17 protein-coding genes are annotated in these 24806 nt (G+C 38.7%); 6 read left to right on the top strand and 11 right to left on the bottom strand.

The genetic code is table 11. The features are described 5' to 3' along the window. Positions 1 to 2 precede the first annotated feature (2 nt). The 7 genes from EHQ70_RS02560 to EHQ70_RS02530 all read right to left on the bottom strand — a co-directional run bounded on the left by EHQ70_RS02560 (position 3) and on the right by EHQ70_RS02530 (position 12433). Positions 3 to 674, bottom strand: coding sequence for a lipoprotein LipL31 (locus tag EHQ70_RS02560; protein ID WP_135583379.1), 672 nt, complete (start codon positions 672 to 674; stop codon positions 3 to 5). Positions 675 to 775: 101 nt separating this feature from the next. After that, positions 776 to 4198, bottom strand: coding sequence for a transcription-repair coupling factor (gene mfd / locus EHQ70_RS02555; RefSeq protein WP_135583378.1), 3423 nt, complete (start codon positions 4196 to 4198; stop codon positions 776 to 778). A 6-nt stretch (positions 4199 to 4204) separates the two neighbouring features. Further along, on the bottom strand, positions 4205 to 5059 hold the full coding sequence (gene panC, locus EHQ70_RS02550; protein ID WP_135583377.1) for a pantoate--beta-alanine ligase: 855 nt from the start codon (positions 5057 to 5059) through the stop codon (positions 4205 to 4207). Then, complete coding sequence (gene hisD, locus EHQ70_RS02545; RefSeq protein ID WP_135583376.1) at positions 5056 to 6348, bottom strand: histidinol dehydrogenase; 1293 nt, start codon at positions 6346 to 6348, stop codon at positions 5056 to 5058. The genes panC and hisD overlap by 4 nt, the downstream gene beginning before the upstream one ends. Before the next feature lie 43 nt (positions 6349 to 6391). Continuing rightward, on the bottom strand, positions 6392 to 7573 hold the full coding sequence (locus EHQ70_RS02540; protein WP_135583375.1) for an LIC11435 family protein: 1182 nt from the start codon (positions 7571 to 7573) through the stop codon (positions 6392 to 6394). Then, a complete protein-coding gene (locus EHQ70_RS02535; protein WP_135583374.1) occupies positions 7563 to 9686 on the bottom strand; it encodes a FecR domain-containing protein in 2124 nt (707 codons plus the stop codon). The genes EHQ70_RS02540 and EHQ70_RS02535 overlap by 11 nt, the downstream gene beginning before the upstream one ends. Positions 9687 to 9691: 5 nt before the next feature. Beyond that, complete coding sequence (locus EHQ70_RS02530) at positions 9692 to 12433, bottom strand: adenylate/guanylate cyclase domain-containing protein (protein ID WP_135583373.1); 2742 nt, start codon at positions 12431 to 12433, stop codon at positions 9692 to 9694. A gap of 50 nt (positions 12434 to 12483) precedes the next feature. On the opposite strand from EHQ70_RS02530, the gene EHQ70_RS02525 reads away from it, so the two are divergent. Together EHQ70_RS02525 and EHQ70_RS02520 are read left to right on the top strand one after the other, a co-directional pair. Then, complete coding sequence (locus EHQ70_RS02525; RefSeq protein ID WP_135583372.1) at positions 12484 to 13254, top strand: exodeoxyribonuclease III; 771 nt, start codon at positions 12484 to 12486, stop codon at positions 13252 to 13254. Between the two features lie 31 nt (positions 13255 to 13285). Beyond that, complete coding sequence (locus EHQ70_RS02520) at positions 13286 to 14257, top strand: LEA/WHy family protein (RefSeq protein ID WP_135583371.1); 972 nt, start codon at positions 13286 to 13288, stop codon at positions 14255 to 14257. 46 nt (positions 14258 to 14303) lie between these two features. Here EHQ70_RS02520 and EHQ70_RS02515 read toward each other — a convergent pair whose 3' ends face one another. Both EHQ70_RS02515 and mgtE read right to left on the bottom strand, forming a co-directional pair. After that, positions 14304 to 14939 (bottom strand): hypothetical protein, encoded by a 636-nt coding sequence (locus tag EHQ70_RS02515; protein WP_135583370.1) that lies wholly within the window; start codon positions 14937 to 14939, stop codon positions 14304 to 14306. Positions 14940 to 15001: 62 nt separating this feature from the next. After that, positions 15002 to 16405: a magnesium transporter gene (mgtE, locus tag EHQ70_RS02510; RefSeq protein ID WP_135583369.1), complete on the bottom strand. Its 1404-nt coding sequence runs from the start codon at positions 16403 to 16405 to the stop codon at positions 15002 to 15004. Between the two features lie 65 nt (positions 16406 to 16470). On the opposite strand from mgtE, the gene EHQ70_RS02505 reads away from it, so the two are divergent. Genes EHQ70_RS02505 through EHQ70_RS02495 form a run of 3 tightly spaced genes read left to right on the top strand, consistent with a single transcriptional unit; the run spans position 16471 to position 19154 of the window. Beyond that, the gene (locus EHQ70_RS02505; RefSeq protein WP_135583368.1) at positions 16471 to 17163 is read left to right on the top strand and encodes a hypothetical protein; all 693 of its coding nucleotides are present in this window, start codon (positions 16471 to 16473) and stop codon (positions 17161 to 17163) included. After that, positions 17153 to 18202: an OmpA/MotB family protein gene (locus tag EHQ70_RS02500; RefSeq protein ID WP_135583367.1), complete on the top strand. Its 1050-nt coding sequence runs from the start codon at positions 17153 to 17155 to the stop codon at positions 18200 to 18202. The genes EHQ70_RS02505 and EHQ70_RS02500 overlap by 11 nt, the downstream gene beginning before the upstream one ends. Next, positions 18195 to 19154 (top strand): cation diffusion facilitator family transporter, encoded by a 960-nt coding sequence (locus EHQ70_RS02495; protein ID WP_135583366.1) that lies wholly within the window; start codon positions 18195 to 18197, stop codon positions 19152 to 19154. Before EHQ70_RS02500 ends, EHQ70_RS02495 begins: the two co-directional genes overlap by 8 nt. A gap of 1 nt (position 19155) precedes the next feature. On the opposite strand, the gene EHQ70_RS02490 is transcribed toward EHQ70_RS02495, so the two are convergent. Beyond that, entirely contained in the window at positions 19156 to 20229 is a 1074-nt protein-coding gene (locus tag EHQ70_RS02490; protein ID WP_135583365.1) for an acyl-CoA dehydrogenase family protein, read from the bottom strand. Positions 20230 to 20235: 6 nt separating this feature from the next. Further along, on the bottom strand, positions 20236 to 23127 hold the full coding sequence (gene uvrA, locus EHQ70_RS02485) for an excinuclease ABC subunit UvrA (protein ID WP_135583364.1): 2892 nt from the start codon (positions 23125 to 23127) through the stop codon (positions 20236 to 20238). Between the two features lie 40 nt (positions 23128 to 23167). Here uvrA and EHQ70_RS02480 point away from each other — a divergent pair, with 40 nt between their 5' ends. Further along, entirely contained in the window at positions 23168 to 24802 is a 1635-nt protein-coding gene (locus EHQ70_RS02480; protein ID WP_135583363.1) for a S49 family peptidase, read from the top strand. Positions 24803 to 24806: the final 4 nt, after the last annotated feature.

The following is a 24806-nucleotide window of genomic DNA, read 5'->3' as shown; positions in this document are numbered from 1 at the left end:
ACTTATTTTTTCTCGTCAGCTGGTTCTTCCACTTTTTTCTTTGGAGCAAGGTATGCATCCAAGTCAAATTTATCATTACGTTTGATAGTTACTTCTTCTTTGATTCTTTCTACAACAAGAGGAAGTTGTTCTCTAGTTTGTAATTGTTTGATTTGGGCTTTTGCAAAAGTAAGGCATTTATCAATCGTTAGGTTTGCAATATTTCTATCCATACCACGAAGTTTCTCACATTCTGCTTTTGCTTGTTCATCAGTGATTTGGATTTTTTTCTCCACTTGTTCTGATACATACATTTGAGCAATGGTTTGCATTTCAACTTGTTTGATTACTTCAGCTACATCGGGACGAGAAATATAACCGTTTTTCTCAGCGACAAGACGAGTCATAATCATTTGGCGATATGTTTGGTAGAAATTTTTCTTTTGGAGTTGGTAGTTCAAATCTTGGAAGTTTTGTGGAACTTCGTTGATGTCTTTTTCAATGAATTCTAAAAGAGTCTTTTTTTCGATATTTTGTAATCGGCTGATAGAATCAAGAGCCGTATCGTAAGCTGCTTCAAAGTCTTTTACGGTAATTTTATGGTTATCCAAAGTTTCGATGACCGGAGAAGAGTCCGAACACTGAACGAGGAAAAGGGATGCCAAAAAAACAAACAAAGGAAGGATTTTAGTCATATTATTTTAGTGCCTGAAAGGATTTGTGATGATGGTTTCGTGAATTCCCGCAATGTCTATCTTTTTTTGGGTGAACCAGCTTGATTCCACCTGCTTAAAAACTAGGCGGCCAAAAATTCCAGAAGAGAAAGCAGTTTTTTGATTTTCTGCAAATCCTCCCTTTCCGGAATCGTATAACGCAATACAGATGGCTCTTGTGGGGAGATAATCAGACCTTTAAATTTAACCATCGCCTGGATCACTCGGTCAGGATTTCCTCGGAAATAAGTTCCGCATTTGAAAAGAATTTCCTCTGGTTTTTCGGTTACAAATTCGAAACCTAAATTGGAGGCCAAAGTGCGGATTTTCTCTAATTCCACAAAGGTTTTGGCAATCTGAGGGAGCTCACCAAACCGGTCTTCCATCTCCAAAGAAAGTTCCTCAATTTCGTCCAAATTCGCAGATCCTTCGAAACGTTTGTAAAATTCGATTTTTTGTTTAGTATCTGGAATGTAGTCATCAGGAAGATAAAAATTGGTTTTTAGATTTACCGCCGTACGAACTTCCACCCTCACCTCTTCCCCTTTGATACGAGAAATGGCTTCTTCCAACATTTTGACATAAAGATCAAATCCCACTTCCATGATATCACCAGATTGTTCTTTGCCGAGAAGATTTCCTGCCCCTCGGATTTCTAAGTCGCGCATAGCCACTTTAAAACCAGAACCTAACTCTTGATATTCGAAAATCGTGTTTAACCTTTTTTCGGCAAGTTCCGTCATCAGTTTTTTAGAAGGATAAAACATATAAGCATATGCCTTTCTATCAGATCGACCAACCCGTCCACGAATTTGATAGAGTTGAGAGAGCCCAAACATATCCGCACGTTTCACAATGAGAGTATTGACATTTGGCATATCAATTCCCGATTCAATGATTGTGGTAGTAACTAAAATATCATATTTCCGTTCATAAAAATCAACGAGCGTTTCTTCAATTTCATCTTCCGTCAATTGTCCATGGAGAATTCCAACAGACACTTCTGGAACAAGGGATCGAATATAAGCCGTTTCTTCTTCAATCGATTCCACTCGATTATAGAGATAAAATACTTGTCCATCTCTTTGAATTTCTTTACGAATGGCCTCTTGGATGAGAGTATCGTCTTCTTCTAATACATAAGTTTCTACACTTTGTCTGTTTTTAGGCGGAGTGGAAATGATCGAAAGTTCACGAATTCCAGTAAGTGCCATATGTAAAGTTCTTGGAATCGGGGTTGCGGTAAGAGTTAAAACATCAACAAGATTTTTAAACTTTTTAATAGCCTCTTTGTGAGTGACACCAAACTTTTGTTCCTCGTCAATAATCAGTAAACCTAGGTTTTTTGGTTTCACCTTGGATGAAAGAATCGCATGGGTTCCAATCAACATATCAATTTTGCCATCGGTAAAATTCTTTAAATCTTCACGAATCTCTGCCGCTGTACGAAACCTTGAAACAAATGCAATTTTTACCGGATAATTCTCATATCGCTGTTTGAATGTATTAAAATGTTGTAAGGAAAGAATGGTTGTGGGTGTGAGTAACATCACTTGTTTCCCTGCCATAATCACTTTGAAAGCCGCGCGAATGGCAACCTCTGTTTTCCCATAACCAACATCTCCACAAACCAATCGGTCCATGGGTCTTGATGATTCTAAATCTTGTTTGACTGCTTCAATCGCTGAAATTTGATCTGGGGTTTCTTCAAATTCAAAGGCAGCTTCAAATTCCTCCTGCCAAATGGTGTCCGTTGGAAAGGCAAATCCATTTAGTTTTAGACGATTTGAGTAGAGTAACACTAGTTCTTCGGCAAGTTTATCAACGGATTCTTGAACGCGATCCTTTGCCTTTTTCCAAGAATTTTTTCCCAGTGTGTCTAGTTTCGGAGAATCAGTCCCTCCAATGTATTTTTGAACAAGCGAAATCTGATCCAAAGGGACAAATAAACTATCCCCACCAGCATATTCTAATTTTAAAAAATCTCTTTCCTTTCCATCAGCCTTTGTTCTTTCAATTTTAACAAATCGGCCTACACCATGATTGACATGAACAACATAATCACCTTCTTTCAAATCAATAAAAGATTCGATCATCTGTGAGGCTTGTTTTTTATAACGAGTTTTTCTTTTGTACTGACGACCGAATAAATCGTTATCAGTAAAAATATAAACATTGTCCTCTAATACATGGAACCCACGTTTGAGGTCAGAAATCACCAGATGAATTCCTGGACTCACTGAATTTAAAGGAAGTGTTGTTGGATCTTCTGAGTCGGAATGAATTGTTTCGATTTCATTTTCGGAAAACAATCCCTTTAATCGCATCATTTGAGCAGAGAAGGAAGATGTGATAAAAATTTTGTTTTTTGGGTCTTCGGAAAGTAATTCTAAAAAATGTTCCTTGGCTTCACGAATTTTACCGCGAAATCCCCGAACCTCTGTTATAGGCTCATAAGAATAATTTCTCTGGTTATCAGGCAAAAGAGAAAAACGAATTCCAGGTGTTTCATCAGAGATAAGAGTATTCCATTCTTCCCCAAAAGAAATCAAATCCTCTGGTTTTAAACACAGTGTTTCTTCTTTCTTTTTCTCATAGAGGGTGTTGTATTCTCTCTCCATTCCATAAGCACGTTCCTTGGTATCAAAAAATCTAGGATAAATGACCACTGGTTTTTTAGTAAAAAAATTAAGGAATCCTTCATGTTTACGAACCAAAGGTAAATGTTCTTCTATGATTTCCAATTCTGAATCAATCGGAAGTCGTCTATCCGAATGTAATTCTAATTCTTCTTTGTATTTAGTTTTTTCCTCTCGGCTAACAATAGTTTCATTAGCGGCAGTTATGATAATTTCTTCTATTTTTGCGATGGATTTTTGTGTATTGGGATCGAAGGTTCGAATTTCATCAACAGTATCCCCAAAAAAATCAATCCGAACAGGATTTGCCAAATAGGGAGTGTAAATATCAAGAATTCCACCCTTCAAACTAAAATGGCCAAATTGTTCACAAACCTCTTCTCTATGGTAACCTAAATGCACAAGTTCGGATAATAATTTATCTAAAGGAAAATCTTTTCCTAATTTTAAAGAAATTGATTTTCCTTTTAGGCTATCCTTTACGGGAAGTTTTCGCAAAAGAGCAGAAACAGAAGTCACCACCAAACATCGATTCGCTGACAAAATGCGATTGATAGTAAGAATTCTATCCCTTTTCCATTCCATTTGCCATTTAGTATATTCATAAGGAATGTTTTCAGGGCCTGGAAAATAGAAAATTTCTTCCTGTGGTAAAAAACTCAAAAGTTCACGGGAAAAACTTTCTGCATCTTGGTTTGTGGGAAGAACTATCAAAAATGTAGAATCAGAACTAAGTGTTTCATACAAAGATCCGACTACAAAAGAATGAGCCGATTCCGGTATTCCACTTAAATTGACTAGTGTTGATTTGGAATCAGCGAGTACTTGTTTGGGACTAAATTTTCTGTCTTCTATTTCTCTTGTCATGAATGTTTAATTAGGAATTGTAATGATTTGATTATCAATGAGACGTACCTCACCAACAAAAACAGCTAACGCCAGTAATACCTCACCAGATAATGTTTCTTTGGGATTTAGATCGATTGGATCGACTACTTCTAAATAATCAATACGAACAGAAACTCCAGTCAGTAAAAAGTCCCTAAGGATTTCTTTTAACAGTTGGATATCCTTTTCTCCTCCAAGGATTGTCTTTTTTGCAAGAGCAAACATTCTTGGAATCAAACTAGCTGTCTCTCTTTCTTTAGTAGAGAGACGAACATTTCTGGAACTCATGGCAAGTCCGTCTTCTTCTCGTCTAGTAGGCACACCTATCATCTCTAGGGGAAAATTCAAATTTTCCACCATAGCCGAAATCACTCGGAACTGTTGGTAGTCTTTCAGCCCAAAAAAAGCTTTAGTTGGCTCTGTTAAATGGAAAAGTTTAGAAACAATTTGTAAAACACCTTCGAAATGGCCAGGCCTCGTGCGACCACATAGATGTTTTTGTAATTCAGGAATAGTTAAAAAAATGGGAGTTTTTGTTTCCGGATACATGGTTTTGACATCCGGTAAAAATACCAAATCCACTCCTTTCTCTTCGCATAACTTTAGATCTGTTTCCGTATGAATTGGATAGTTTTCGAAATCTTTTGGATCGTTAAATTGTGTGGGATTTACAAAAATGGATACGATTGTTTTGTCTGTTTGTTTTTTGGAAACCTCTACCAAGTCCATATGTCCTTGGTGTAAACTTCCCATAGTAGGACAAAACCCAATCGAAAGGTTTGCTCGTTTCCAATCTCCAATTTGTTTTTTTAATTCAAGGATATCGGATACTACAATCATAAAGAATCCTCAGTCCGAACCTTCACACTTGTTCCATGTTCCTCATCCAAACCTTCTAATTCAGACATAAGCTTAACAAAAGGATATAAATTTTCTAAAGACTCTTTTGTGACTTCTTGGAATGTAACTCGTTTGAGAAAAGTATCTACACCTAACGAAGAATAAATTCTACTTCCTCTGGCGGTTGGAAGAATATGATTAGTTCCAGTAATATAATCTCCCATGGCAACAGGAGAATATGGGCCAATAAAAACACTACCGGCATGTTCGATTTTGGAAAATACGGATTCGTTGTCTTTTGTTTGGATTTCTAAATGTTCCGGTGCTAATTCATTGGAGAACCAAATACAGTCTTCTAAACTTTTAAATACCAATATCGCCGAATTTTTATAGATAGAATTTTTTTTCATTTCCAAACGTTTCGGGCGCTCGACAAATGCTCTTTCCAATTCCTCTCTTACTTTGTTTGCAAACTCTTCTTCTGTTGTGAGTAAAATAGCAGAGGAATCTTCTCCATGTTCCGCTTGTGATAACATATCGCAGGCGATCCATTTCGGATTGGCGGACGAATCGGCAATGATACAAACCTCGCTTGGTCCTGCTGGGCTATCGATCCCAATTAGACCACAACCAGCTAAATACGATTTGGCGGCAGCTACGTAAGAGTTTCCTGGCCCTACAATAAATTCCGATTTAGGAATACTTTCTGTTCCATAAGCTGCAGCAGCGATCCCTTGGGCACCACCAACAGTGACGATTCGATTCACTCCTAAAATTTGACAAAGCCAGATGAGAATTTCAGGAAGCCCATCTTTTTGCGGCGGAGTGATGAGTTGGATATTTTTGACTCCGGCAATTTTTGCGGGAATCACTCCCATAAGAACACTCGAAGGATACAATGCCTTACCACCTGGTGCATAAACGGAAAGTGAAGGAATTGCAGTGTATTTAACACCTAACCGATTCCCGTCAATGGTTCGTGACCAGGACTCTCTTTTTTGTGCTTCATGGAAAGCCTCAATGTTTGCCTTAGCTCGAAGGAAGGATTCTTTGATTTTTGGATCCAAATTGGTTTGGATGGAATTTGGATCTAAAGTGACAGAACTAAGTTTGATGCCGTCAAACTTTTCCGTAAATTCGATAAGTGCTTTGTCCCCTTTGGTTCTTACAGCTTCTAAAATCGGAAGGACTTTTTCTGTGGCAGAACTAAGGTCTTCTTTCGCACCAGAAAGAAAACGATCAAAGGTTTTACTTTCGTTTTTGTCGCAAACTAGAATAGGAATCGGCATAAAATCAGCTTGGAGGGAAGTCCTTCCCTAAACAAGCTTTTTGTCAGAAACGTGAGGAGAATTCGATTTGGTAACGTGACCCGTATTCATAGGCAAATTTTGATTGGTTCCAACCTGCTTCGGAAGTAACATTTGCTTGAATCCGTTTTGTTGATTCACCTAATGGAAACCCAGGTTCTATGTTCGCTACATTACGTTTGGCAGAAAAGTACGAATCAACAATATTATAGAGCAAAAAAACACCGAGAACCCCGGCTCCGGCTTGGATCACACCTAACTCAGTCTTAGCGGAATTAAATTTTGCTTCTGCATTGGTTCGATTCGCTAACCATAAAATTTGTGCATCTTGCCTGTCGGCAAGTACAACACCTAAAAGAACTGCCGATTGATAATCCGAACGAGCAGAGATAAATTTATTATAAGAATTGGCATACACTGCTACAGCAGATACCGCAACAAAAGGATACACATAAAGTTTCCAATTTTTTCCATCAATGTATTTTTGGCCCCAACCTGGTATCACCGTAGAACGCCAAAGCGTGGAAAAATAAGGAGTCTCATAATAGTCTTCAGGAATTTCTTTTTTAACAATTCGTTCTTGCCTTGCGGCAAAAATGGCAGCCTTTTCTTTGGAATCAGACAAAACGACTCTTTGTTTTGCAGTGAGCACTTTATTTCGAGGATTTTCTAAAACTAAATCATAAATCCCTGTGTCTGTATCCGCATCAACAGCAAAAGTTGCTTTTGCTACAGAATCTGATTCAATGATGACTTTCTTTGCGAGGATTCTTTTCCCACCGGTCACCATATAAACTTTCATGGGATAAATAAAATCTTTACCCTCAAGTAAAAATACTTTTTCCTTTTCTTCTTTGGAAACAGAATATACTGAATCCTTGGTGAGTGTTGGCACTTTTGAAACAACTACTTCAAACTTCACCCAATCCGAATAACTTCCCACTTTTCCCAGTTTGTTGACAACAGCAACACGATGTTCGTAAATTCCAGAAGTATAATTCACTAAGTCATAACTTGTTCCGCTTACTCGTTCCGAAAGCACAAGATAACCACTGGAATTTTTGATTTCCAAAACATAGCCAGTGGCTCCATCTACATCCATCCAACGCAATTGGTATTGGGTAGACTCATCCCCTGTATTTTGGGAAAAAATTGAGGGTATAAAAAAGAAAAATAAAATTGAAAATGTTAAAAACTTATTCCACATATATCTTCCCTGGTGTAAGGATCTTTGGAACTTTCAGCTCAGGTACAGAAATAAAAAAATCCTGTTTGTTGTATGCAGATTCTCGTTCGGTTCCATCCGATTGTTTGTATAATGCTGCTACTTCCCATCGGAATCTACCAACGTTTAGTTTCATAATTTCGCCAAACTGTAGTTTGGTGGAATTAACCCTCTCATTTAGGATTTGTTTTTCTCTGATACCAGAAATATCTATCAAACGAATTTTATATCCAGAAACTTTATCTACCGGTTTCCAAGTAAAAACAATGGAATTTCGCGTAAACAAATCGATGGTTTCATTTCTTGTCGGAGTGGAAAGAGTCGGTGGTTCCATGTTAGAAATCATTTGGAAACTACGGGTGGCACTTGTATCAGATTCAGAACCTGCGGGACGTACTCTCCAAAAGAACTTTCCTAAATCTTTTGACTTAAATTCAAAATAATTTCCCGTTACAGATTCTTTCGTAACAGGCGGCTGAAAATTAGAATCCCGGGAAATCTCTATTTCGTAATTTGTTTTGCCTGTTAGTTTTTTCCATTTGAGCAAAATAGTAGAACGTTCATCTACTTCGACCTCCGCTCCATTGGCTGGTGCTACAAGTTCCAATTCCTCTTTGGCAATAACAGTAAAAGTATTCGATTTTGATTCCAGTGAATTTCCGGAAGGAACAACCCCTTTCACTCTCCAAAAATAAGTTCCTAAACCAAGTCCACCAGTCAGTTTTAGAAAATTATTCTTCGTAGATTCGGATCTTAGTTTTGATTGAAAATTAGGATCAGAACTCAACTCCCATTCATAATTGCTAAAGTCTTTGTCATCTTTCCAAGAAAAGAAAAGTTGTGATTTTATTTGTTCTTCTGAAAAGGTTTTACCCCGATTAGGTTCTAATAATTCAGGAGGAGTTGTGTTTGTTTTTTTCAAAATTTGAAAACTCACAACAGCCGAAGTTTTTTCCGGTATTCCTGGAAGATTCGATTTTGCTTGGATTCTAGCAAAATAATTTCCTTCCTTTAATGAATCAAAAGCCAAGGATTGGTTTTGTGTTTGTTTGGAAATAACAGTATCCGAAAAATTGGTTTCCTTAGCAATTTGAATGGTATACGAAGAATACAAATCTAAAGGATTCCAAACAAACCGAACCACTGGACTTTCTGTTGTATATGTAAAAACTTCGTTTGGTTTTGGACTGAGAATTTTTAGACCAGGATCACTTAGGATTCTAAATTGGAATACTTCTGTAGTAATTTTTGATTTAGTATTTGGATCTTCATAGGACACACGCCAGTAATAAGAACCAGAATTTAATTTTTTAGAAATACTTGCTGTAGTTAACTTTTCTTTAATGAATGATTTTGAAAAATCAGGGAATAAAGAAATTTCAATGAATGCATTTGTTTGTTTAGCGGAATCAGGTTTCCAACCAGAAATGGCAAATTGAATTTTTTCGGACCCAGACTCGGACAACAAATTCTTCCTATCCTCTGGAGTTACCAATCGATAAACAGGTTTCCCAACTTTCACTCCAGATTCCGTTACATTGGCGATTTGGTCTTTGGCAATTGTTTCTTCTTTTCCGTTAGATGTGAGTTTTGCTTCCCCTTGATCCACTTTTATATTTAGTTCTGACTTAGTTTTATCAAGTTTTACATCGCCACTGGCAACCTGGACAGTTTTGTCCCCTGCCGTAATATTCATTTTGATGTCACCAGACACCGTTCCTTCGCGAGCAGCTTCAAATGATCCATAGGCAAAATTGATATTAATATTTTTATCAGATATGTCCAAAAGGATCATTGAGTTTTCAGATATATTGATTTTTGTTCCGTCATTTAACGTAAGTATTGCGTCAGATAAACCTTCAGTACGAATGGTATCTCTATTTTTAACCTCCGTTTTGGATTCTATTAAATCCCAAACAACAGCATCATTGTATTTGCGAAGAACCGTTTTGTTTTTGAATGTAATTACGCCTATCGTAGGGCTAGTGGTATCATAAAACCGATTGTTTAAATTTCGATAAAGAAGGTATGAGAATACAAGAATGAGTAGAACCAAAGAAGAAACTACAAATCTTGTATCGTTTAACCATCTCATAAAATTTATTTATGTGTCCTCGTAAACACACCATCCCAACTAGAATCAGGAGGGTTTAGTCGGTATTCTTCGCAACGTTCTATTAACATGCGACTGGATTTATCTTTTTGGCCTTTAGCTTTTTCTGAATTGATAAAAAGTTGGATCGCTTTATCCCAATCCCGATTCAAATAAGCATTAAATCCGGATTCGTAAATTTCTGCCGCTTCTAGTTGGTTGGGTGTGAGTAAGGAACGATAACCAATCAATTCGTGAATTTTAACTGGTTCATTTTTACCTTTCACACGAACAAGATCCAAATACCGAGTGACCATTTCTTCTTGGATGGAATCACGAATAGGATCTGTGATGAGAATGTTTACCCCATAGTCTTTACCTGCGGCTTCCAATCGGGCAGCAAGGTTTACTGTATCTCCCATCATAGTATAAGAAGCAAGGGCATCTGTTCCCATAAAACCAACCTTAGCTGGTCCTGAATTTAATCCGATCCGAGCATCCATCATTTGTGCTTCTTTCGAATAAAGATTATTGGTTGTCCAATACTCGCGTAGTTCGGCTAATTTCATCACCATATCTACACTGGCACGAGCTGCTTTCAATTCATGATCAGATACTGGCACGGGTGCGTTAAAAATTCCAACAATGGCATCACCAATGTATTTATCCAAAACTCCATCATGTTTTTTCAGAAGGATGGTCATTGCAGATAGGTATTCATTTAACAAAGCAGCAAGATCGGCGGACTTTAACTGTTCAGAAATGGTAGAAAAACTGGCTACGTCAGAAAAGAAGGCAGTGATATGAGTTTCCGATCCTCGTTTTAATGCTGCAAGATCAACCATTGCTTCTTGCACCACAACAGGATCAATCATACTACCCAGAATGTTTTTTACCTTTTCTCTTTCTTCCAAACCTTGTCCCATATCAATGAAGTATTTGGTGAGAAGGCCAACCTCATCTTGTGTTGTAGGTTTGATTCCAATTTTAAAATTACCCTTTGCAATTTCTAAAGTGGCTGATAGAAGTTGTAACACTGGTTTTGTAATAGTTTTTGAAAAGAAAAATACAAAGATCAGGGCAGAACAAAGTCCAATCCCAGCTATATAAAGATTTGTCTTTTGACTTTTATAAACATCTGCAAATGCCTTTTCTTCTGATACAATGGTAACAACTCCTGCATCAGCAAATCCAATCTTTTGAAAAGATCCTAGGTAAGATCCACCAAGTTCTTCGTCCAAATAACTCATCTGTCCCGTATTGGAAGCATTGGTTAACATCGATTTCACGATGGGCATAGAAGCGAGATCAGTAGCTGCAAGGATTAAGTCCTCTTTCGGGTGAGCCAGGGCGATCCCATTTCCATTCACCATAAAGGTTGTCTCAATTCCTTTTTTCGAAAATGCGCCGATGATTTTGTTTAACTTAACAATCATCACAAGTGCATTGTCCAGTTCACCGTTTTCGGCCGTAGGAATGGCGATGGCAAAAGATGGTTCTTGGAAACCTGGACTTGAATTTAAAAGTACGGCTTGTCCATTAAACGCTTCGGCAAGGGCATCTCGGTTGCGGTTGACAACATTATGGAAATCTTCTTCAGTAACAGAACTTTTTTTAAGTTCCTCTTCGTTAAACACCTCTCGTTTCATAGTGAGGGTATTTTCTTTCCGTTCAAAAATCCCTAAGTAGATAAACTCTTGGTCATTTTGAAAAAAAGTTTTGATGAGTAATCTTCTTTCGGATTCAGGAAGACCTTGGGTTGTAAGAGTGATGGCAATTTGCCTACCCTTTTCCACAACCCCTAAAATATCAGATTTAACTTTGGAGCCAATGATTTCTGCAATTCGGATATTATTTGCACGTAACTGAAGTTCAATGGATCTTTTAAAATAAAAGGAAGCAAAAAAGATAATCACACCAACCGACAGAGCAAAAAGAAAACTAATGACTCCCATCATTTTTAATTGGAGAGAAAACTTGGTATTGGAGGATCCGTCTAACACAACCTCTTCGGGAAGTTCTTTGGATTCTTCTTTTTCTGTTTCTGCGAGCGTTTCTGTTTTAGGAGGTTCGTCCCCCTTAGTTTCTTCTTCTGAAAAAGAAGATTCAATTAGGTCATAGGGATGGTTCGGTGATTCATCCTCTGGAGATATTTCTTCTCTCTCTACATAACTTTGATCAGAAGTTTCATCAATAGAATCATATCCAAGGCCATTGGCAGATACGAGAACACTTTCTCTTTTTTTACCAAACTTTCCAACAATCTCTAAAGGTGGATGTGTGGTGACATTTTTTTTGCCATTTAATTTTACTACGGTGACTTCTGGAACAGAACTTGTTTTTCCGGTAAGTCCAAATTTATGAGTGATTCGATCGGGTGAAATTTTATCATCCCAAAGGTATTCCAAACGAGCAAAAACAGAACGAGCTTCTAATTCTAATCCTCTAGGGATCAAAACATAAATCGTTTTACCTTCCCCTAACTTTGATAATTCGGAAGCCAAATATTTGTTTGTGGGAATATTATGGATGGAGACAAAAGGAAACTCAATACGATTGGTATCAGCGGGAATCCCCCAAAGCGGAGGTCCAAATCGGAATTCCAGTTCGCCGGCACGCCGAGTTTGAAAGAATATAGTAATCCCCTCGTTCCAATCCCATGTTTCTAAACTACCAGGAGATTCATCCCAGAGTAGAAAGCTGAGTTTGGACGTTCGGAGGAACGGAATTTCTGCGGAAATTTCTATCATGCCAGTTTTAGTATCGACTTATTTCACCATACAATCGATCTCAATTCTAGATGAAAATCATTACGTTAAATTGCAACGGAATTCGCTCCAGTTTGAGCAAAGGTTTACTCGAATTTATACGTCACGAAAATCCTGACATTATTTGTTTCCAAGAAACGAAGGCCCCGATTGCTGAAATTGACAGAGAAGAATTTAGAAATTTAGGATATAGTGTTCATACTTGTATTGCTGACAAACCGGGTTATAGCGGAACTGCTATCCTTACAAAACCCAAACCAAAATCTGTGGCTGTAGGATTTGGAGATGGAATCTATTTGAGCGAAGGAAGGTCTTTGCTTGCGGAATATCCTGACTTTTTTCTATGGAATCTCTATTTTCCCTCTGGAACCAGCGGCGAAGAAAGACAAAAGGTAAAATATCAATTTTTAGATTCCTTTTTTGAACAAGCTTTGCCTTATACCAAGAAGAAAAAACCGCTGATTGTCTGTGGGGATGTCAACATTGCCCATACGGATTTAGACATCCACAATCCCAAAGGAAACCAAAAGAGTTCAGGTTTCCTTCCTGAGGAAAGAGCTTGGGTTTCCAAGTTATTGGATTCTGGATTTTTAGATTGTTACAGAGTCGTACAACCTGAAACCAAAGATGACTATTCGTGGTGGACCTATCGCTTCCAAGCTCGGAAAAATAATAAGGGTTGGAGGATTGATTACTTTTTCATTACAAAATCTCCTAAATACAAAATTGAATCGGTGTCTATTGCGAAAGAACCTGTGCTTTCAGACCACGCTCCCGTAGTGATGAAAATCCAATTCACTTGACAAAGCAATCATTCCAGGAGAGATTTCTGGGATGAAATTGGTTTTCCCACTCATCCTTTCTCTCTTAAGCCTTCAATGTTCTGTTCTTGGTGTGATCCAGGATAAAATTCCATTGCCTGCTTTTGAATTTGATTCTCTATCAATCAAAAGTATCACCTTTACAGACATTACTTTAAACGTAGTCACCTCAGTGGAAAATCCTTACCCAGTTTCGATTCCAAGTTCCTTACTCGATATGGATATAAAAATTGAAGGATTAAAACTCTCTCAAATCAAAACAGACCTTGGTGCCATCGAAGGAAGAAAAACCAAACAACTTCCATTAGAAGTGAAACTGAAATATACAGATTTACTCAATCTTTATAAAAAATTTCCAGACAAACCAGTGTTGGAAGTTAGTGCCGAAGGAAATATGAAAGTTCCCATCCCAAAACAATGGCAGCTTCTAGGAAAAGATTCTCTTAGTTTTCCCTTTGTGAAAAAAAAGGAAATCCCTGCCGTCCTTCCCAATGTCGAAATTCAAAATTTTAAAATTTTAATGCCTACAGAAGCTGATATTCTTAGTGCTTCCAATACTGGCGCCTTGGCGGATACTGCTACTGGTTTTCTAAAAGGACTCCTTGGTGGATCCAAACAAACAGCAACTTCTGCTGCCAAAGCTGGACTTTCGGGGCTTAATTTAGATTTGAATACTGAGTTTGATTTTGTTTTTGCAAACCAAGCAGCTTCCAACTTAAACCTAACAAACCTTAACTATGATTTAAATCTAGGTGGGGAAAAGTTCTTAAACGGAACCCCAAAAGAAATCATCAATTCCGGAAAAACTTCGACAGTCAAAGTGGCAACAAAGTTTCCCATAACTTCGATTAGTTCTTCCTTGTATAAAACCATCCAATCCAAATCAGCACAATTTGATTTAAAGGGTAATTCTGGGCTAAAAGTTCCTTTGATAGCAGAAACCATTCCCTTTCAATATGAAAAACAGGGAAACTTTAAGTGGTAATCGAAAAGGATAAATAAGTAAAAAAAGTAAACCGAAAACTTTCGGTTTACTTTTTCTTTTGTAACATCTGTTTGATTTCGTCTCTGGTTTTACCCGGATATAGGCGAATTTGATAACTGATTAAAAACTTTGTGATGATGGGTGTTCCATCTTTTGAGGAATGTTCATAATTGAAACGGGAAGCATCATTTTGAATGATCTTTGCCACATCATTGATCCTTGGAACACGGCGATCAAAAGCAATGGATTCCAGTTTTCCTGTGATTGTATTGAGTCCAATGGTGATCATTCCATCATCCACAAAACTAAGAAGATCAAACTTCTTCATTTCTTCCTTAGAAAGTTCATCTCCACCTGGATCTGGTTTTCTGCGGATCTTATCCGTATGACGAATTTGGCGTACCATATAAGAATCAGAGGCTATATAAACTCGAAAAAGTTCTGTTGGTAAATCGCTCTTTTTTTGGAAAAAAGGAAACTCTCCCGAATGGTTTTGCACTTCCTCACCCAGTTCGTTTAAAATGATTTCACCTTCACCACCGGGTGGCGGAAGTACGTCTTTCTGTTGTTTGACTTCCTGCTCGGCATCAGGAACGGCACTTGTTTTGGTTTGGGAAGTAGACTGGCAAAATAAGAAAACGGAAACTGATACAGCCGATAAAAACAAATGCAAAAATTTCATTTCGACATCAGTTTTTGGCAGTTTCGCATCGTGGCAAGAATTTAAAATGAAAAGGAGAATCCCTAAATTAAATATTTTGCAAACACTGTGGCTAGTCCGAGGAAAAAGAAAAATCCACAAACATCGGTTGTTGCGGTGACAAAGATAGAAGAAGCAATAGCTGGATCCACTCGCATTGCTTTTAGAAAAATAGGAACTAGAGACCCCGTCAATGAAGCCACAATCATATTCACAAACATAGCAGTTCCCACCACTAATCCAAGTACGAGATTCCCTTTCACCAAAAAGATCATACAGCCAGTAACGGTTCCGAGTACAAGTCCATTCAAAACACCAATAGTAAATTCTTTACGAACAGCTTCCCACCAATTGGAAAAAGAAAGGTCTCCCGTGGCAATATTCCGAATAACGACCGTTACGGATTGTGTTCCTGCATTCCCACCAAGTCCCGCAACAATGGGCATAAGAGTCGCAAGTACTACAATTTGCGAAATGGTATCTTCAAAAAAAGCAACCACAGTAGAACTCACAAAAGCAGTCAGTAAATTGACATTAAGCCATATGATACGACGTTTCACAGATTGTAAAATGGGAGTAGACAACCTTTCATCTTCCGAAACCCCAGCCATGAGGAGGATATCCTCAGATGCTTCCTCTTCTACGATTTCTAAAACATCATCCACCGTGATCCGACCAATGATCCTACCCAAATCATCTGTCACTGCAGCACTGAATAAATCATATTTTTTAAAGGTATTAGCAACCTCTTCCTGATCTACATCGTAATGAAATGCGAAGACAGAAAAATTGGTAATCTTTGCTACTTTGGTATTGATTGGAGTGAGAAATAAATCTTTTAAAGGAATGAATCCTTCCAAAACTCCTGCCTCATCAGTTACATACACTTGGTAAATATCTTCGATTTCTTTGGCTTTTTTGCGAACATTGATGATTCCTTTTCGGACATTATCATTAATAGAAACGGTAGCAAAATCTTTGGACATCAGTCGTCCGGCAGAAGACTCACGAAACCCTAGCTGGGAACGAATTTCAAAACTATCGGTTTTGCTTAAATTTGCTAAAACTAACTCACGTTTAGCGCTTGGTAGATAGGAGAGAAGATAAGTGGTCTCATCCGTTTCAATATGATCCAGAGTATTTGAAATTTCATCAACAGAAAGTTCCTCTAAAAAAGACTCTAAGGTCTCCTCTTCCATTTTGACGAGGGCATAGGCTTGGTCTTCTTTGGGAAGGATGCGGAAAAGATATAATTCCTCTTCTCTTTCTAAATCACGGAATAAAGTGACAATGTCGGCAGGGTGAGCTCCATCCAACATTTCTTTCAGTCTTTTGGAATCCTCTAATGAAACGAGGTTTTTGATCTCAGCGACAAACTCATCATAGGAATCGCTTTCTCTGTCGATTTTGATACGGAATTCGGACTCTTTCTTTCTTTCTTCTTCCATAAATCAGCGGATTTCCTGAAATTTACAATTGACGGTTATGTCACGTGGAGCATAGGCTATATCCTATGTCGGCACGAGTTCGAATTTTGAAAACGAATCTTTTTCTTATCCTAGTTTTTTCCCAATGTGTGCTCTTCGAACCTAAAATCAGTAAGGTTCCGGATGCCTATGTTCGTGACGAAGTCATGAATTCAGAACAGAAAAATGCCACAAGAGTTCTCACAGACAAAATCATCAAATTAAACAACGAAGTCTCATCGCAGAGAAAGGCAAATGCTCTCACAGGCCAAGCTATTAAAATCTCTCAGGCAAAAGTCAACAAACACGGCTCCCAACGAGATTTGTCTCGTACCAAAGAAACCTATTTTGTTTTGAAAGAGGATTCTGCCTCTTCCAAACGATATTTGGAAGAAAGCCAAACCCATGAGTTAGAAAGGGCCAAAGAAGAAACTCGTTATAAAACTTGGATCCAAAAAGAAAAAGAAGACAAAGCTTATTTGGAAATGAAAGAAGCCGCCCTGGGGGAACTCATCGCCGAACTAGAATTAGTTCGCTCTGAAATTGCAGTTAAGTTCCAAGAATCCCAAGGAAAAACACCTGCGGATCCAGAATATATCAAAAAAGAAATTTATGAAACTCAATACGCGGAGAAAAAATCAGATGCTCGTCGCCGCGTTTCCGATTTCGAAAGGGTGAAAACAGAAGCACCAAGTTTGCCAAAAGTCAATTTAGAGGATAGTTTTGACGATGCGAAGTAAATTCTCATCACTGAAGGCTTTTTTCCTGTTTGGATTTGTATCCGTATCCTCTCTTTCTGCGGATTGGATTTATTTCCCTTATGAATACAACCAAATCTACAAAGAAAAATATGCTTTGGAATTGGAACTTGCGGACATTCGCAAACAACACCAAAACGAATTGAATCGTTTGGAAGAGGAAAAAAAAGACCTCCAAACTCAAAACCGAAATCTCACAGAAGATTTGGAACTTGAAAAACGAAACCGTGCCAAAGAACAAAATGAATATTCCGACAAAATGCGCGATTATGATATGCGCCTTCGTAGTATTGAAAAAAAGGGAACCGACAAGGAACGATTACTCGCGGACGAGAACCGCAAACGAGAGGAAAAAGACCGGGCCGATTTAGATGCTTATAAGAAAAAACTCGAAGATAAAGAACGCGAATGTTTGCAAAAAGAACAAAAACTTCGCGAAACTTATGAATCCAAAATCGATGAACTCAAAGAAAGGATTCGTAATTTAGAAGAAGAGCTCGCAACCCTTCGCAAACTCACCAAAGAACAAAAGCGAGAATTGGAACGACTTGCGGAACAAACAAAAGAATTCGAAGAAAAATTGGCAAAGGAAATTACCTCTGGTCAAATCCGTCTCAAACGGTTTCATAACAAACTTATCATTAATATCGATGATAAAATTTCCTTTGATAGTGGATCTTCCGAATTAAAACCAGCCATCCTTCCCGCAATCGAAAAAATCAGAGATATCCTCGCATCCTATCCTGAAAACTATATTATTGTAGAAGGACATACAGATAATGTTCCTATCAAAACAAAATTTAGAAACAACTGGCACCTTTCCAGCGAACGAGCATTATCTGTTCTGGAATACATGTTACAAAACAAAAACCTAAACCCAAAAAACTTTTCTAGTGCTGGGTATGGTGAGTTTCAACCCATTGTTCCCAATTCTACTAAAGAAAACAAAGCACTCAATCGCCGAGTTGACATTGTTGTTGTGCCAAGAGCCACAGGGTCACTAAACACAAATAATGACTAAACCAAGACCCAAACGTTCTCGGTTGGTATTTTTTTTAAGCCTATCCGGTGTTCTATCAATTGCCATATTTTTTATCGAATGGATTGGTTCCAGAGAAAGTGGAAGCCTAGCCCTATTTGCAGATGCGGGACATATCTTTACTGATGTTTTTGCCCATATCATTTCCCTATTTGCCTTACTCATTGCTTCTAAAAAACCCACCTCTAAATACCCTTTTGGATTTCATCGTTTTGAGGTACTGGCAGCCCTATTCAATGGTATTCTTTTGATTGGAATTGCCATTTTTATTTTATATGAAAGTTATTTGCGTTTTTCAGGATCTACTCATGTCGAAGCCGATTCGATGTTAGTTTATGCTGTGATCGGTTTTGGAATCAATTTGATATCAGCAGGCCTACTTGTCGGAGTGAGTAAAACTAGCTTAAATTTGAAGTCAGCTTATTTACATGTTCTCACTGATCTTTTGGGAACCTTAGCTGTTGTCATTGGGGCTCTCATCATTCGTTTCACCGGATTTCGCGAAGTGGACAGTTTCCTAAGTATCATCCTTGGAATTTTTATCCTAAAAACATCCTACGGAATTGTCAAAGAATCAATTGAGATTCTCATCGAAGCAGACACAAGCGATTTTGACAAGGAACATCTGTTAGAGCATATCAGGGTATTTCCTGGGATTGAATCTGTTCCAGGAATTACAGTTCGTAAACTCACTTCCGGTGTATTTTCTGTCGAATTACAGATCTTAGTCGATAAAAATGCAGATAGGGACAAAATTGTTTTAGAAATCCATAAAGTCCTTAAGAGCGAATTTGGAGTTCCTTTTGTTTCTGTGGAAATCTTATCAGCAACATTCAAAGGGAAACTGGAAGAAATCTCTATCAGAGAAACAGAACGTGAATTTGGCCACCATGGGCATAGTCATGGACATGCACACGACCACCACCATCATTAAGCTAAGAAAGTTTTCGTTTTTTCTTTTGTATTAAATACTCTGTGAACTGGTCTTCCCAAACAAAAAGTTGAAAGTCTGGATCCACAGACTTTAGGTCTTTTGGCGACGCTAAATCCCAATGTTGGCTGAGGGCCAGAAGGAGTCCTTGTGTCGGGTAAGGAAAACCAGAAAGTAAAAATTCTGTGTCAGGATTTCCTTGGCACTGAGATAAAAAATTGTCTCGCCATAGGGTGAGTTTCTCTCTCTCCTCTGCCACAAGTCCATTTTCCAAAGAAACTTTTTTTGATTTTCCAATCAGTAAAGATACAAGAGATAGGAGTTCTTTGAGTCGGAGTTCCATTCCCAATTTTCCATAGTTTTCTAAAAGTAAATCTTCTGAAGAAATGGGATATTCGCATAACGTCAGTTTGAGATGCGTGACTAACGGAGTGAAATCGGTATGAAAGGAATCTTCACTAGTTTGATTAGAACTCTTAGATTCACCCTCTATGTTTGGATTTTTTGTATTTTGATTCCGTTTGACCAAATAAACAGGATTTCCCTCTTCCGATTTAGTCACCCAAAAGATGGTATCTGCTTCCGCTCCATTCGTGATAAAGGATTTAGTTCCGGATAACTTTCCTTCTCTAACGGCCGAACTTAACTTGCGGAGTTTCGTTTCCCAACCCGGTTCACTCACACCCACAGCAAAAATTTTGGTGGAATTACCTTCCCGGAAACCATCCCAAAGGGAATGAAGAACCTCTTGGGTTAACGTATCCCGATTTTGATCTTGGTTATGGTTTTCCTGATGGATTCGGCTCGCATGGACAAGGATTCCTCCGGCCACATTCACTTCTACCATACAAGAAAGGCTTACGGAAACTCCAACCGGCTCTTCTGCAAGACTTGAGAGTTTTTTTTGGAATTCTAAATAGGATTCAAAACCAAGAAGGAAATGGTAGTAACCTTCCTGGATGAGGATGGGTTTCCAGCTCCGATAAAATCCGACGGATCCACTTTGAGTAAAATTTTTAGGGTATATTGAACCAGGTTCCCCATACTTTAAAATCAAATTCTCATTTGTCGGATTCACGAAAACTTACTTAGATTTCTTTTTGGAGAATTTGGCATCGAGAGCCTTTTCTTCTTCTAAAACTTTTTTTAAGTATTGGCCGGTGAACGAACGTTTGACGGCAACAACCTCTTCGGGAGTTCCTGTAGCAATCACCTCACCACCTCCGTCTCCACCCTCAGGTCCTATGTCTATGATATAGTCTGCTGCTTTGATCACATCTAAGTTATGTTCGATGATGACCATGGAGTTACCTTTGTCCACAAGCACTTGCAAAACAGAGAGAAGTTTTTCAATGTCTTCAAAATGAAGGCCTGTTGTCGGTTCATCTAAAATATAGAGAGTTTTGCCTGTGGGTCTTTTGGAAAGTTCTGTGGAAAGTTTGATCCTTTGTGCTTCCCCACCGGAAAAAGTAGTGGCAGCCTGTCCCAGTTTGATATAACCAAGACCCACATCCATCAGGGTATCTAGTTTTCGTTTGAGGTTCGGAATATTTTCGAAGAAAACTACAGCCTCTTCTACAGTCATATCCAAAATATCAGAAATATGTTTTCCCTTGTATTTTACTTCTAAGGTTTCGCGGTTGTATCTTTTTCCCTTACAAACTTCGCATTCCACATAAATATCTGGAAGGAAATGCATTTCAATTTTTAAGATTCCATCCCCTTCACATTTTTCGCAGCGTCCCCCAGCCACGTTGAAACTAAACCGTCCCGGGCCATATCCCCTTACCTTGGCTTCTTCCAAACCACTAAATAAATCTCTGACAAATGTAAACAAACCAGTGTAAGTTGCAGGGTTGGAACGAGGAGTCCTACCAATCGCAGATTGGTCAATATTGATGACCTTATCAATTTGATCTTTACCCAGAATCTTTTTGTGTTTTCCGGGAACTACCTTCATACCCATCACAGAACTTGCGAGTTCCTTATAAAGAATTTCATTGATAAGAGTGGATTTCCCAGAACCGGAAACCCCAGTAACCACCGTTAGTGTCCCTAGCGGAATGGATACTTCCACATTCTTTAGGTTGTTATGTGTCGCTCCTGTGATCTTTAAAAACTTCCCGTTTCCTACCCGGCGAGTTTCCGGCATAGAAATCCGCTTTTCCCCAGAAAGGTATTTTCCTGTGACTGAATGTTTGTCTTTTTTGATTTGTTCCGGTGTTCCGAAGGATACAATTTCTCCACCGTGGACTCCAGCCCCAGGGCCCATATCCACAATAAAATCAGCCTCTTCCATGGTTTCCTTGTCGTGTTCTACCACAAGGACAGTATTTCCTAAGTTACGGAGGCCTTTTAAGGTTTGGACAAGTTTGGTATTGTCTCTTTGGTGGAGACCAATGGATGGTTCATCTAAAATATACAAAACACCCATTAGGCGAGAACCTATTTGAGTTGCAAGGCGAATCCTTTGCATCTCACCACCGGAAAGAGTTCCAGCGGCCCGACTTAAATTCAAATACCCAACACCCACATCGTTTAAAAAATGAAGTCGTTGTAAAATCTCCTTTAAGATGGGTTTGGAGATGGTATCTTCTGCCCCTTTGTATTCAGAGGACTTGGTAAAATTTAAGGCCTTTTCAATAGAAAATCCGGTATAGGCATCAATTCCGATCCCTTGGACTTTGACAGCCAATGCTTCTGGACGAAGGCGTTTCCCATTACATTCATCACAATCGTGATTGGTCATAAAGGACTCAAACCACTGGCGCATAGAATCTGATTTGGTTTCTTTGTACCTACGTTTGAGGTTAGGAATCACACCTTCATAGTTTTTGGAAAATTCATAATGGGAATTGGCACCACGAAAATCATAATCAATATGAATGGAAGAATCTCCATGTAAAATGGTATTCCGAACTTTCTCCGGTAAATCTTTCCAAGCGGTATTCAAATTGAATTTTAATTTTTTGGATAACGCTTGTATGGTGGCCATATACCAATAGGAATTGGATTTGGATCCTCCCCAAGCTTCAATACAACCTTCAGCCAAAGAAGCTTCACGATCTGTGACAAGAAGGGATTCATCAAATTCCAAGAGGGCACCAAGACCATCACAATTGGAACAAGCACCAAACGGAGAGTTAAAGGAAAATAGTCTGGGAGTGAGTTCTGGAATGCTGACATCATCACATTTCGGACAGGATAGTTTTTGAGAGAATAAATGGTCTTTCTCCCCGTCTTCTACAACCACGATCCCTTCCGCTGTTTTTAAGGCAGTTTCCACAGAATCCGACAATCTAGATTGGATCCCTGGTTTCATGACAATCCGGTCCACAACGATGTCGATATCCGCTTTGAAGTTTTTCTTTAAAGGAATTTCATCTTCTAGGGAATACACTTCCCCATTCACTCGCACCCGATTGAATCCTTCTTTTTTATAACGTTCGAGGACTTCTTTGTGTTCCCCTTTTTTCCCTTGGATGACAGGGGCCATGATTTGGAGTTTGGTTCCCTCCGGAAATAAATTGATCCTGTCGGTGATTTGGTCCACGGAGAGACTGGAAATTGCCGTCCCACATTTCGGACAATGAGGTTTTCCTACGCGGGCATATAACAGTCGTAAATAGTCATAAATTTCTGTAACAGTTCCCACCGTTGAACGTGGGTTTCTATGGGTTGTTTTTTGTTCGATAGAGATGGCGGGGCTTAGTCCCTCAATTTGGTCCACCTCAGGTTTTTCCATTTGCCCCAGAAATTGACGAGCATAGCTGGATAGAGATTCCACATACCTTCTTTGCCCTTCCGCATAGATGGTATCAAAGGCAAGGGATGATTTCCCAGAACCCGAAAGTCCAGTGATGACCACAAGTTTATCCCGAGGGATGTCAAGGTTTACGTTTTTAAGGTTATGTTCTCTGGCGCCGCGAATACGAATAAAGGAATCCACAACGGATAGGTTGTTTTCCTCTTTCATTCTGGAAAGAATTTTAAGAAATGACGGAAGAGGATCTCACGTGTTTCGAATTCTTTTTTTGGTAATTTTTCTACCCTTCCGGCTTCTGTACCAGATTTACCTACGTCTAAGCCTCGCCTTCCAATCACGCCGAGAAGTGTATGAAATCGAATTTCCCGCTGTTTTCGAAGATTCCTACAAGTCCTATTTTGTCAAAAAATTTCAAGGCAAAGAAGAAACAGTCACTAGACTCGAACTCCTCATCCTCTTAAAACTCATTCAAAAAAATGGGAAAATCAAAACCCTCGATATTTCGTTACCACCACTCGAATGGACTCTCTCCGAGTTTTATGAAGTCAGAAACCAAATTTTAGCAATTCGGGAATCCGGAAAAAAAGTGCGGATCTTTGCCAAGGAAGGCGGCGTTGGAACATTACTCCTATTAACAGCAGCTACTGAAAAGTTTTTGGGACCCGAATCTGAATTTACGGTTTTACTTCCCAGCGCCGAACCCATGTTTTTTGGTAAATTTTTAAAAGCCTGGGGAATCGAGGTCCAAGCCTTTGCCTCTGGCCCATACAAATCCTTTGCCGAAAGTTTCACAAGAGGAGAATTTTCCAAAGAGGCTAAAAAGAATTTAGAAACACTCATTTTAGATTTAAGAAAAGTTTTACTGACCGCCCTTACCAATGGAAACAAATCCTTAGAACCATTATTCTACAAACCAATGTTATCAGCAGATGAACTTTTGTCTGCTGGAGTCATTACAGGGATCAAAACAGAAAATGAATTTTTCTCAGAAGACCGAAAGGTATTTTCCGGAAACTATCCTTCCCTCCACCATTCTATTAAAGAATTTCGAATTTTCCCCAAACGAAAGGTGGAAGTGGTAGTCCTTCCTTTAGAAGGAGGAATTGAGGGTGGCGATTATTTGCATAAAAATAGAGAAAACGGAAAAATCGAAGCCTTCTCTCTGATTCCAAATTTGAAAGCTCTTGCAGAAGATAAAAAAATAAAAGCCGTTATTTTAGAAATCTCCTCTCCGGGTGGGTCCGCCTTCTATTCCGAACAAATCCACCAAGAAATTATGGAACTTAAAAAAACAAAAATTGTCACTGCCTATTTTAAAGATACGGTTGCCAGTGGTGGGTATTACATCGGTTCGGCGGTGGATCATATCACAGCTTCGCCAGTTTGTATTACAGGTTCCATTGGAGCCGTTAGTATTCGCGCCAACTTACAGAAATTATACAAAAGATTCCAATTGAATAAAGAGGCTGTAGGATTTTATCCTTTTCGAGACATCCATTCTGAATTCCAACCTCTCTCCAAACAAAGTGTCCAGTATTTAGAATCCCAAATCAAAAAAATTGAAGGATTATTCTACAGACGAGTTGCGGAAGGCCGAAAGATTCCTTTGGAAGATTTACCAAAGATTGGAATGGGCCGAGTGTATTTGCCTACAATAGAAAACAAAATTGTGGATTCCCTTGGGGGACTTTTGGATGCCGTTCACGAAGTAAAAGAACGGTTAGGTGGAAAGCCAATTATACTCACGGAAGAACTCCCTGCTTATAATTTAAAAAACAAAATCCCTATTCTTGGGGGACTTATGACAGAACTAAAATTTCTAGAGTCTTTAAACGAAGTTTCTCTCTTAAGTCCCGTACGCCTTGCTTGGAAAAACCGAAAGTAAACTT

The sequence above is a fragment of the Leptospira congkakensis genome (assembly GCF_004770265.1).
Classification (GTDB): Bacteria; Spirochaetota; Leptospiria; order Leptospirales; family Leptospiraceae; genus Leptospira_A; species Leptospira_A congkakensis.
This window is presented reverse-complemented; position numbering and strand designations above follow the sequence as displayed.

Bases quoted from the DNA above. Each gene is read 5' to 3' on its own strand.
- EHQ70_RS02495 (WP_135583366.1), top strand. From the start codon at position 18,195: ATGACTAAACCAAGACCCAAACGTTCTCGGTTGGTATTTTTTTTAAGC.
- EHQ70_RS02505 (WP_135583368.1), top strand. From the start codon at position 16,471: ATGTCGGCACGAGTTCGAATTTTGAAAACGAATCTTTTTCTTATCCTA.
- EHQ70_RS02520 (WP_135583371.1), top strand. From the start codon at position 13,286: ATGAAATTGGTTTTCCCACTCATCCTTTCTCTCTTAAGCCTTCAATGT.
- EHQ70_RS02515 (WP_135583370.1), bottom strand. From the start codon at position 14,939: ATGAAATTTTTGCATTTGTTTTTATCGGCTGTATCAGTTTCCGTTTTC.
- EHQ70_RS02530 (WP_135583373.1), bottom strand. From the start codon at position 12,433: ATGATAGAAATTTCCGCAGAAATTCCGTTCCTCCGAACGTCCAAACTC.
- EHQ70_RS02560 (WP_135583379.1), bottom strand. From the start codon at position 674: ATGACTAAAATCCTTCCTTTGTTTGTTTTTTTGGCATCCCTTTTCCTC.
- hisD (WP_135583376.1), bottom strand. From the start codon at position 6,348: ATGCCGATTCCTATTCTAGTTTGCGACAAAAACGAAAGTAAAACCTTT.
- EHQ70_RS02525 (WP_135583372.1), top strand. From the start codon at position 12,484: ATGAAAATCATTACGTTAAATTGCAACGGAATTCGCTCCAGTTTGAGC.
- EHQ70_RS02535 (WP_135583374.1), bottom strand. From the start codon at position 9,686: ATGAGATGGTTAAACGATACAAGATTTGTAGTTTCTTCTTTGGTTCTA.
- mfd (WP_135583378.1), bottom strand. From the start codon at position 4,198: ATGACAAGAGAAATAGAAGACAGAAAATTTAGTCCCAAACAAGTACTC.
- uvrA (WP_135583364.1), bottom strand. From the start codon at position 23,127: ATGAAAGAGGAAAACAACCTATCCGTTGTGGATTCCTTTATTCGTATT.
- panC (WP_135583377.1), bottom strand. From the start codon at position 5,059: ATGATTGTAGTATCCGATATCCTTGAATTAAAAAAACAAATTGGAGAT.
- EHQ70_RS02500 (WP_135583367.1), top strand. From the start codon at position 17,153: ATGCGAAGTAAATTCTCATCACTGAAGGCTTTTTTCCTGTTTGGATTT.
- EHQ70_RS02540 (WP_135583375.1), bottom strand. From the start codon at position 7,573: ATGTGGAATAAGTTTTTAACATTTTCAATTTTATTTTTCTTTTTTATA.
- mgtE (WP_135583369.1), bottom strand. From the start codon at position 16,405: ATGGAAGAAGAAAGAAAGAAAGAGTCCGAATTCCGTATCAAAATCGAC.